This window comes from bacterium (genome assembly GCA_016789445.1).
Lineage (GTDB): Bacteria > Patescibacteriota > Minisyncoccia > Phycocordibacterales > UBA2100 > UBA10103.
On record JAEUQT010000003.1, the window covers coordinates 173,681 to 184,177 of the forward strand.

The 10,497-nt window shown below is 54.3% G+C and carries 11 protein-coding genes and 1 tRNA gene; 3 read left to right on the top strand and 9 right to left on the bottom strand.

Going from position 1 to position 10,497, the window contains the following annotated elements:
- Positions 1-2 precede the first annotated feature (2 nt).
- From cadA to JNK62_04705, 6 genes are all read right to left on the bottom strand, one after another.
- On the bottom strand, positions 3-1,934 hold the full coding sequence (gene cadA, locus JNK62_04680) for a cadmium-translocating P-type ATPase (protein MBL8158802.1): 1,932 nt from the start codon (positions 1,932-1,934) through the stop codon (positions 3-5).
- Positions 1,935-2,052: 118 nt separating this feature from the next.
- The gene (locus JNK62_04685) at positions 2,053-2,322 is read right to left on the bottom strand and encodes a metal-sensitive transcriptional regulator (protein ID MBL8158803.1); all 270 of its coding nucleotides are present in this window, start codon (positions 2,320-2,322) and stop codon (positions 2,053-2,055) included.
- 352 nt (positions 2,323-2,674) lie between these two features.
- Positions 2,675-2,745 (bottom strand) — tRNA-Gln (locus tag JNK62_04690).
- A gap of 31 nt (positions 2,746-2,776) precedes the next feature.
- Positions 2,777-3,052: a hypothetical protein gene (locus JNK62_04695; protein ID MBL8158804.1), complete on the bottom strand. Its 276-nt coding sequence runs from the start codon at positions 3,050-3,052 to the stop codon at positions 2,777-2,779.
- Between the two features lies 1 nt (position 3,053).
- Complete coding sequence (gene dnaX, locus JNK62_04700) at positions 3,054-4,085, bottom strand: DNA polymerase III subunit gamma/tau (GenBank protein ID MBL8158805.1); 1,032 nt, start codon at positions 4,083-4,085, stop codon at positions 3,054-3,056.
- Between the two features lie 340 nt (positions 4,086-4,425).
- Complete coding sequence (locus JNK62_04705) at positions 4,426-5,331, bottom strand: tRNA-dihydrouridine synthase (protein MBL8158806.1); 906 nt, start codon at positions 5,329-5,331, stop codon at positions 4,426-4,428.
- 171 nt (positions 5,332-5,502) lie between these two features.
- On the opposite strand from JNK62_04705, the gene JNK62_04710 reads away from it, so the two are divergent.
- Positions 5,503-5,712, top strand: coding sequence for a hypothetical protein (locus tag JNK62_04710; GenBank protein MBL8158807.1), 210 nt, complete (start codon positions 5,503-5,505; stop codon positions 5,710-5,712).
- Positions 5,713-5,727: 15 nt separating this feature from the next.
- Here the strand turns inward: JNK62_04710 and JNK62_04715 are convergent, their stop codons facing one another.
- Both JNK62_04715 and serS read right to left on the bottom strand, forming a co-directional pair.
- On the bottom strand, positions 5,728-6,726 hold the full coding sequence (locus JNK62_04715; GenBank protein MBL8158808.1) for an FtsQ-type POTRA domain-containing protein: 999 nt from the start codon (positions 6,724-6,726) through the stop codon (positions 5,728-5,730).
- A gap of 184 nt (positions 6,727-6,910) precedes the next feature.
- On the bottom strand, positions 6,911-8,179 hold the full coding sequence (gene serS / locus JNK62_04720) for a serine--tRNA ligase (protein ID MBL8158809.1): 1,269 nt from the start codon (positions 8,177-8,179) through the stop codon (positions 6,911-6,913).
- A 22-nt stretch (positions 8,180-8,201) separates the two neighbouring features.
- Between serS and dprA the strand changes: the two genes are divergently transcribed.
- Complete coding sequence (dprA, locus tag JNK62_04725; protein MBL8158810.1) at positions 8,202-9,062, top strand: DNA-protecting protein DprA; 861 nt, start codon at positions 8,202-8,204, stop codon at positions 9,060-9,062.
- Here dprA and JNK62_04730 read toward each other — a convergent pair whose 3' ends face one another.
- Positions 9,063-9,536: a hypothetical protein gene (locus tag JNK62_04730; GenBank protein MBL8158811.1), complete on the bottom strand. Its 474-nt coding sequence runs from the start codon at positions 9,534-9,536 to the stop codon at positions 9,063-9,065.
- Positions 9,537-9,982: 446 nt separating this feature from the next.
- On the opposite strand from JNK62_04730, the gene JNK62_04735 reads away from it, so the two are divergent.
- Positions 9,983-10,237, top strand: coding sequence for a hypothetical protein (locus JNK62_04735; protein ID MBL8158812.1), 255 nt, complete (start codon positions 9,983-9,985; stop codon positions 10,235-10,237).
- Positions 10,238-10,497 lie beyond the last annotated feature (260 nt).

Here is a 10,497-nt window from a genome sequence, read left to right on the forward strand (position 1 = left end):
ACCTATATTCTATAATTTTTTAGGAGGGTTGCGTTAATTGCCACGACCACCGTACTTACCGACATTAACACTGCTCCTACGGCAGGTGATAAAATAATTCCGACACTAGCCAGTACACCCGCTGCCAGCGGTAGAGCAAGAATATTGTAGCCGCTTGCCCACCAGAGATTTTGGATCATCTTTCGATAGGTGGCTTTGGCAAGTAAAAGTATTGCGACCACATCTCTCGGATCGCTTTTTACTAAGACCACATCGGCACTTTCAATAGCCACATCGGTTCCGGCACCGATAGCAATACCCACATTTGCTTGTGCAAGTGCGGGGGCATCATTCACTCCATCTCCAACCATTGCAACACTGTATCCTTGAGCTTGGATTTCTTTTATTTTCTCTGTCTTCTGATGCGGCAACACCTCTGCGTAATAGTTGTTGATACCGAGCTCCTTTGAAACGCGCTCTGCGACACGCTTAGCGTCACCTGTAAGCATAATGGGTTCAATTCCCATTGCTTGAAGTTTTTGGACCACTTCCTTTGCTTCATCGCGAACCATATCGTCAAGAGCAATAGCACCTATAGGTAACTCATCAACTAACACAAACACAACAGTCCGCCCCTCATCTATCAAACGTTCAACATTTTTATTGTTTACCGCTATGCTCTTTTCATTTAAATATCCTGGACTTACCACTTTGATTTGTTTACCTTCTACAGTGCCCATTGCACCTTTGCCGGGTATTGCGGAGAAATTATTTACAGCAAGCTTTTTGCTTACTCGTTCTGCTATAGCTTTGGCTATCGGATGTTCCGAGTGCGCTTCTATCGCTGCGGCATAGGCAAGGATTCGATCCTCCTGTTCATTTCCCAAGGGCACAACTTCAGTTATACCGAACTCCCCTTTAGTAAGAGTGCCTGTCTTATCAAAGACTACAGCGGTTATATTTCGCGCTTCTTCAAAAGCGGTTCTGTTGCGTATAAGCAAGCCTTTACGAGCAGAGAGAGCGGTTGAAACTGAAACCACAAGCGGTATAGCAAGACCGAGTGCATGAGGACAAGCTATGACAATAACCGCAATGGTACGTTGAAGGGCATACGCGAGATTTTCTGATGTAAAAAATGTCCAGCCGAAGAAGGTAAGTATTCCTGCACCTATCGCAACAAACGTTAGCCACATCGCTGCACGGTCTGCTAGTTTCTGGGTCTTTGACTTTTCTGCCTGTGCAGATGACACAAGCTCTATAATCTGGGAAAGATATGTGTCTTTTCCTACTTTCTGTATCTCAACTACGATTGAGCCGTCACTGTTTACAGAGCCTCCGATAACAGATTGCCCAGCATATTTTTCTATAAGCTTTGTCTCTCCCGTGAGCATCGCTTCATTTACAGAAGTTCTTCCCTCAATAACAATGCCGTCAACTGGGATCTTCTCTCCAGGCTTTACAAGAACTCTATCTCCGAGAGATAAATCAGCAACCTGGACATCTTCTATCTCTCTATCTTTTCCTAGCCGATGTGCTGTTGAAGGCATTAGCTTTGCTAGCTCTTCCAACGCCCGTGATGCACCCATAACCGACCGCATTTCGATCCAGTGCCCAAGAAGCATAATGTCCACGAGCGTTACCAGCTCCCAAAAAAGCTCTTCTCCAGGGAGTCCTGCAAACACAGCAATGCTATATCCATAGGCAGCAGAAATAGCCAGAGCAACAAGCGTCATCATCCCCGGCTGTCTTGCTTTTACTTCATCATATAAACCTTTGAGGAAAGGATAGCCGCCATAAAAGAAAATGATTGAGGCGAGAATAAACCGAACATATACGTCCCCAGAAAAGCCGATACCTTCTACACCAAAAAACATCTGAACCATCGGCGAGAGAACAAGTACAGGAATGGAGAGAATGAGAGAAATCCAAAACTTCTTTCTGAAATCCTCAACCATATGGGCGTGATGACCTTGATGGTTGTCGTGTGAATGTTTCTCTTGTTGGCTACTGTCTGTATCAGAGCAAGAGTGGTCCGTATGGTGATGTTTGTGATGAGAAGTATCGTGCATATGGTTATTTATTTTGAGCTAACTTATACACCTTGAGGATTTCATTGATTGCCTTATCTTCCTCCTTGCCCCGCATTTGATGCACGACGTGCGTAGATAAGTGATGTTCAAGCATCACATTTTCAACGCTTCCCAAAGCCTTTTTTATGGCGTTAGATTGAGTAATGATATCTACGCAGTATTTCTCGCTCTCTACCATTTGTTGTAAACCACGCACCTGACCCTCGATGCGTCGCAGACGATTTTGCAACTGCTTTTTTATGTCTTGCTTCATATCCAAAGTATACCCCTATGGGGTATACGGTCAAGCCCACTTTCTTTTGTTGATGATGTATCCCTTTTGATTCTCATCAAGGGAAGACGTAAAAGCAAAAAGCCCCCAAACAGGCACTTTTTGCTTAAAACAACCTTTCTTAGCTTATACGAAGTTATTGACGCGTCTCGTGCGCGATAACCTATCACGAGTTGGCTGCCGGGCTTGGAATCTCACTGCTCGCCGTATGCTCGGCTGCGCTTTCGAAACCCTCGGTTTCGAATAACTTCCGACACGGAGGGGGCCCGGCGGCTCCCCCTCCGACCCTCCCCTCGTTCGAATCCAAACCCAGCGCACTGCGCTTCACTTCGTGTTGCCGGGCTTGGATTCGAACCAAGATAGAGAGCTTCAAAGGCTCCAGTCCTACCATTAGACGACCCGGCAGTATGAGTGGGAGGATAACAGAAAAAGCCCCCTACAGCATCAGCGACACGATCTTCAGGACGACCGCACCCGACGAGAAGATATTGATGATCGACGGTATGGCGAGGGTCAGAAGCTGGCGGTGGATGGCATAGGTGAGCCACACGAAGCTGTTGAAGAATATGACGACGAACGTTATCGGCGAGAAATGCTCGAACGACGTCGCCTGCATGATGACCTGCACCTGCGGCAGGAGCGCGAGCGCGGAAATGACACCCGTCACGACCGCGAGGCGATCGATGAAGTGGTTGTGGATGACGATCGCCATGCTACGACTTCGACGCGATATCGATAATCGCCATCTCGAGCGGCAGGTGCGGCACTGCCGCATACGCCATGATGGAATGCGCTTCAAGGATGGTGCGCAGCATGTCGGAATTCACGCTCGGGAGTTTCGAAAGGCCGGTGACGAATGCCTGATCGTCTTCAGGAAGCTCTTTCGAGAGACTCTCGGCGAGCCCCGGCGCATAGCGGATGAGGAGCGCGATACGCAGACGATGGATGAGCAGTCGCGCCAAGACGCGCATATCCATACCGTGCTCGATGGCGCCCTGAAGGGCCGCGAGCCCTGCCTCCGCATCTTTGTGCGCGATCGAGCCCAATATCTGCCGCACGACCTCCGCCTTGGGCATTCCCGTTACTTTCAGCACCTCATCGACATTCACTTTCTTGTCCTTGGATACCGCGAGGATCTTCTGGAGGATGGAGAACGCATCGCGGAACGAGCCGTCCGCAAGCATGGCAACGAGCTCCGGCGCACCGCGCTCCATCGAATACCCCTCTTTCTTTGCCGTGTCGGTGATGATTTCCGAAAGCGTCTCACGCGACGGCTGCTTGAACGTGTAGATCTCGCAGCGTGATTGGATGGTGTCAGGGATTTTTTCCCGCTCCGTCGTCGCGAGGACGAAGATGGCATGTGCCGGCGGTTCCTCGAGCGTCTTCAGGAACGCATTGAACGCCGCTTTCGAGAGCATGTGCGCCTCGTCGATGATGTAGAACTTGTAGGGGGATTCGAACGGTACGACGTTCACGCCTTCGCGCAGTTCGCGGATGTTATCGACGCCCGTATTCGACGCCGCATCTATCTCATACAGATCCTTATTGCTGACACCCAATTCTTTCGCCAAAATTCGAGCGACCGACGTCTTCCCCGTCCCACGGCCGCCATGGAACAGATACGCGTGCCCTATCTTTTTGTTCTTGATGGCTGCTTTCAGGGTCTCCGTCACCTGCTCCTGTCCGCGGACTTCCGAAAATGACGCAGGCCGATACGCCCTGTACAAGGTCTGATGCGCACTCATGGCGACAGTATAACAAAAGGCGCGCCCATGGGCGCGCCTTCGTATTCATCTGCCTTTATTCAATGCGAATCGTCGATATCGATAGTACATCCGCTTCAGCTCCGGATCCGAATTCAGAAGCCGCCAGATGCATTCCTTGCTACAACCCATACGAGACGGCATGTTCTCTACCGACGTCAGTTCGCCGGTATCGATTGCCTTGAGAAGAACCTCCAGAAAACGATATCTCAGTCGGGCTTTTCCCCACTGACGAGCCTCATAGTCTCGGACCTTGAACTGCTTCCAGTGAACGCTTTCAGACAACATCGGAATCTCCCTTTCACTATTGCCTGGCGATAGGCTACTGTGCCGCTTCGAGTAGCGCAAGGGCCTCTTCCGCCTTCGTCGTCTCCATCAATTGCACGCGTAGATCCTTCGCATGATCCCAGCCGGAGATATACGCCTTGAAATGCTTCTTCATCGTCGCGTAGTTCGAGGTCTTCCCGAGGAGCTCGTTGAAAAGACGGATGTGCTGTGCGAGCGCTTTGATGCGCTCTTCGGGCGTCGGCGGTGTCGCACGATCCGCGTAGAGCCACGGATTTCCGTAGATCGCGCGACCGAGCATGATGCCATCGAGTCCCGTTTGTCGCGCCTTCTCGCGCGCATCGTTCAGATCCGTCACGTCGCCGTTCCCCGTCACGAGCGTCTGCGGGCTCACGCGATCGCGGATCTCCACGAGACGCGATGCGACATCCCAATGCGCCGGGACCAGCGACATCTCTTTGCGGGTGCGCAGATGCAGTGTGAGATTCGCCGGCTCTTCGGCAAACAAAACCGGCAACCACGTATCCATCTCATCAGAGTTGTAGCCCATGCGTGTCTTTACCGAAACCGGAATACCTTTTCCTCCGCGCTTCGCCGCGCGGATGAGTTCGCGCGCCACATCCGGATTCTTGATGAGCGCGGCACCGCAGCCGCTCTTCTCCACTGCCTTATCAGGACAACCCATATTGATGTCGATGCCGTCGAATCCGAGATCCGCGACGATAGCCGCCGCCTTCTCCATGCGCTCCGGTACCGAGGTGAAGAGCTGCGCCACGATCGGCCGCTCTCCTTCGCTATACATCAGTTTCGCGCGCAACACTTCCTGTCCCTTTTCCGGCGCCAATACCAATCCATCCGCAGAGGTGAACTCGGTGAACATGACGCTCGGTCGCCCGAAGCTCGCGATGTGTCTCCGGAAGGCCGCATCGGTGACGTCCTCCATCGGAGCTTGTATGAAAAATGGCCGTGTGAGTCTCCCCCAGAACCCGTGCATGGCTAGTACCATACCATCGTTGCCAAAGTGCGCCATCGGGTGCACCATACATCCAGTAAAGAAAAGACGGAGGAAACCATGTCGCTGCCAGTCCCATTACGGTACGCACGCCTTCAGGTCATGATCATCCCTCAACCGGATGATATCGACTACGACTGCGTTCCGGTGACCCTTCTGCCCCGAGTGACGCCACTCAAAGCGATCCGTGAACATGAGCAGGAAGAATTCCTTACGGATATCTACAAACCGCAGCCGATGTACGGCGTCATCCTGTTCCGCCGCTTCGTCGTCTGGAGTTCTTCCTACGTACGCCGATTCCGTGGCGGCTGATGCCGAAGCCCGAGGTTACTCCTCGGGCTGTTTTTCTGTCTCCTCCACCGTCGTACCTGTCGGCGCGGCTCCGAGGAATTTGTAGTACACACGGTTACCGAAGCGCATATCGACATACTCCAATTCGCTCACGCGATCACGCACGGTATCCGCTTCGAGCGCGAGCTTGAGGTCGTGGATGACCTTCTCTCCTTCCGTATCGAAAAGGACGCGCAGCGTGAACGTACCTGCGAGCGGCACCGAGAAATCCTTTTCATTCTCGATCGTAATACCCTGCGGCTCATAGCCCGCCTGTTTCAAGAGCCCGAGGAAATGCACGATGCTCGAAAGGCGTCCGAGGAGGAAGGTCTGTCCGATCGGTTCCCTGTCCGGAAGGAGTCCGGCGCGGAAGACAAACGGCGTCGTCGTCTGTGTGCCGTCCGCCTCGGCGAAGATAAATCCATTCGAATCCAAGAAGTAGCACTTCTCAGCCGCACACCATTTCGCATATGGCGTCCTCTCTTCCACCGTTACCACCACTGCCTGCGCCAGAAGTGCAGGACGAGAAAGCTCCACTTCCTTGATGCGGGGGAATTCCGCAGAGAGCTTCGCTTCGATATCACGCTCCGGATAGAGGAAGATGTTCTTCTTGGAGAAGATCTTCCAGAAATTATCACTGATCGCGTTCTGCACCGAAGCCGTAAGTGCATTCGCCGGAATATCCTCTGCACCTTGGATGGACACATCCTTGATCGCGAAGCGTTCCGCCTGCGAAACGAGCCCGAGACCACCGACGAAGCCTGCGCCGAGCAGCATGCAGATGCTGAACATAAGCGCGCGCTGCTTGCGGCGGCGCGCACGCAATCGCTGCGGTTTCGAGAGCGGTTTAGCAGCAGTGCGCGTGGAAGATGAAATGCGCGTCGGCTCGGGAGTGCGGCGCGGCGGAGGCGCCCAACGCGTATCCTCGCGTTTTCGCGCACTCGCATTCTTCAGGTCGATGACCTTCGAGCGTTTCTGTGGTCCGGATCGCGGCATGGTCCCTGTACGGACCTTATTGTAGCGCGGAAAATTTCCGCTTCCGCTTCAAACTGGGAATTACGCGGAGTTTCCGCACACAATAAGTACCGAGGGTCTTCGCAGGCGCGTCGGCGCCGAGACTGAGCGCTAGGCCAGCAGGCCTAGATAGCGACCCGAGGGACTTATTTTGTGCGGAAACGGCTTACGCAGCGATCACGTCCTTACCCATGTACGGACGAAGCGCCTCGGGAACGGAAATAGAACCATCCTCCTGCTGATTGTTCTCGACGATGTGCGCCAAGATGCGTGGGAGCGCAAGCGCCGTGTTGTTGAGCGAATGGACGAACTTCAAGGTGCCATCCTCATCGCGATAACGGATGTTAAGGCGGCGCGTCTGGAAATCATGGAAATACGAAGACGAGTGCGTCTCGCGATAGCGCTTTTCCGACGGCATCCACGCCTCGATGTCGTACTTCTTCACCTGACCGAGACCGATGTCCCCGCCGCAGTTCACGACGACGTGATACGGGAGATTAAGTTCCTGCAAGAGTTTCTCCGAATTCTCGGTCAGTTCTTCGTGGTGCTGCACCGACGTCGCGTGATTCGCCTCGCAGAGGACGACCTGTTCGTACTTCACGAACTCGTGCACGCGGAAGATTCCCTTCTCATCCTTACCGTGGGAGCCTGCCTCGCGACGGAAGCACGGAGAGAATGCGAAATACTTCAGCGGGAGATCCTTCTTCTCGACGATCTCATCCATGAAGTAGCCCATCATCGCCACTTCTGCGGTTCCCGCGAGATAATCGCCATCCTGCGTCTTGTAGAGATCCTCCTCGCTCTGCGGCAGATATCCGGTGCCCACGAACGGCTCTCTTCGCACCATCGAAGGCACGATCATCGGCGTGAAGCCCTCCGTATGCATGAACCGGTCCTGCACGAAGCGCTCAAGCGCCCAGACCAATCGTGCGCCATCACCCTTGAGGAAGTAACCGCGGAATCCCGCGACCTTCGCGCCGCGCTCCGAATCCACCATGCCGTGCTTCTCCAGAAGTTCCGCCGCACTCTTCGGTTCGAATGTGAACGTAGGAATGTCGCCCCACGTCTTTACTTCCTGATTGTCAGCATCTGATTCACCGTCCGGCACGGAAATATCCGGCACGTTGGGGACGCGCACCATCAGGTTGCGCCATTCTTTCATTATCTCCCCGAGCTGCTCTTCCAGTATTTTCATCGTCTCTTTGACGGCACCCATGCTCTCGATGAGCTTCTGCTTTTCAGCCGGATCAGAGGTGCTGACGATCGCGTTCGAGGCGGCATTCTGCTCCGCGCGCTTGTCGTCGATCTGCTTCTGGAGGTCCTTGCGCTGGTCGTCCAACGAGATAAGGCGCTCGATGTCCACGTCGATGTGCTTCTTCTTGGCACCCAAGATGACGATGTCCTTGTTCTCGCGGATGAACTTGATATCCAACATAGAGTGCTACGATAATAGCACCATGAAGGAGGAGCTCAAACAGCTCTCCCGTGCCCATTTTCCGCCGCTTTTGCGTGAGATTCCTGACGCGCCGAAACAACTGTTCGTCCGCGGCGAGCTCCCTTCTTTCGATGACGCATGGCTCGCGGTGGTCGGCAGCCGCGCCGCATCGTCCTACGGCCGCCAGGTCTGTGACTATCTAATAGAAGGATTGCGCGGGCACCCCGTCGTCATCGTCTCCGGCTTGGCCTACGGCATCGATGCCTGCGCGCACAAAGCCGCGCTCAGCGCAGGGCTCCCTACCGTCGCCGTTCCGGGCTCGGGATTGGATTGGGACGTGATGTATCCGCGCGCAAACGTAAATCTTGCAAAGGAAATCATTAAGGCAGGCGGCGCACACCTGAGCGAATTCGATCCGGATCAGAAAGCCGCCGATTACACCTTCCCCCAGCGCAACCGCATCATGGCGGGCATGTGCAGAGCGACACTCGTCATCGAAGCGAAAGAACGCTCCGGCTCGCTTATCACAGCGCGCCTCGCCACCGAATATAATCGCGAACTCCTCGTCGTGCCGGGAAATATCTTCAGCGAGCTCTCGAAAGGCACGCATCAATTCCTGAAACTCGGCGCGACTCCCGTCACCGGACCGGAGGATGTACTGAAAGCGCTCGGTATCGATAGCGAAGCGAAGAAACTGTTCGATCGAAATGATCTCTCCTTCGACGAAGCGCGCGTGTTGGATATCATCGCGCACCCGTGTTCGCGCGACGAACTCCTCACCACTCTCGAACTGCCGATCAGTGAAGCGAATATTTTACTCAGCACCATGGAGATAAAGGGTCTCATACAAGAAGAGCTTGGCGTCATCCGCCAAGCTCGGTAGTCACTGATAGATCACGACCCTCATCTCGCTCGCGACGATCTCGCGTGCGAGCGAATCGGTCATATCGATCGACGATGGGATATACAGGATGTCCCTGCGGTCGCGTCGACGGACCCAGATACTCATCCTCTCTTTCATGCATGCCGCCATGCGCTCGCGCACCGCAGCGGAGTGCGAATAGATGCCGTGCGATTCATTGACGAGCAAGGTCCTGCCGAGGTCGTTAAGCCTCCGCATATCCATCATGCTCCCGATGAGATCAGGCCGATCCGCTGCTTCACCGGAACCCGTCCGCCACAGACAGACGAAGACGCGGCACACCCGCGGACGCGTCGCATAGATACGGCAGCCGCCGCCCTGCTCGCACTGTTCGCACCATACCCATTCAGGTTTCGAGATGGAATGTATTTCGTACACGCTGCAGCAGAGCGAACAACTGCCGCACGACCGATCGATGGCTGGTTGTCGATACATCTGATCCTCCCTCAAACGGACTCGACCCGTTATACCAGCATCGGTTGCATGCTCCTAGAGACGGAGGTAGGCTGCAGGTGGACCTAGTCCGCTCATGTCAACGCGAGGGATATGAAATGCCTCACAGCCGCTATGAACCGGAAGAGCCGGTACGCCGCCCTGTCAACAAGGACCTGATCCAGCTGGCAGGAAGCGACCTCAACAACCAGTGCATCAACACCATCGACAAGAAGCAGTGCGGGAAGCGCAAGCGCCCCGGCAGCTCCTTCTGCTCGCCGAAGTGCCAAGGGATGTACAAACGTGCCCATCCGGGCAGCACAGAGACATGACCACTGCCGGCGCAAGCAATTGCGCCGGTTTTTCTCGTGAATTGACGCCGCTTTACTTTCGTTCTGGAATGGGTAGAGTGGCTCTAGAGCGCCACGCTCTTCGGACAGGAGGTTACAATGACCGAATGCGACAACGGGGGGCAGCTCGAGAAGGAGCGGCCGCCGGACACGGTCACCGAGATCCCCGCGGAAACCTCGGAAATAGCCGAAATCCCGGCCCGGCCCGCTCCACCGTACAAGCTCGCGGGTAACGGCCCACAGTGCGACTACACGGACCCTGATGATGGAGACCAGTGCGGATATCTCCAGCATGAAGGCGGTCCGAAATGCAAACTCCATCAATGGGAGGCACTGTACGGCTCGCGGGAGTGAACATGCGGCCAGCACTACGTGCTGGCCGCTTTTTTTATCCACTATTTGACAGCTTTGGGGTATGTAGTGTATTTGTGGGGCCTGTGCCTCGCATATAATAGATGTATGCGCGCACTCCACGCATGAATCCCGTTAGAAATAGCGGACATTCACATTACCTTTCAACGTATGGTCGAGTTTAGCAGCCTTCAATCGATATGGTACGTCGCTCTGTAGTACGTGCCCTATTTCTAACGGGATGAAATTGGTAATCGTCGAAT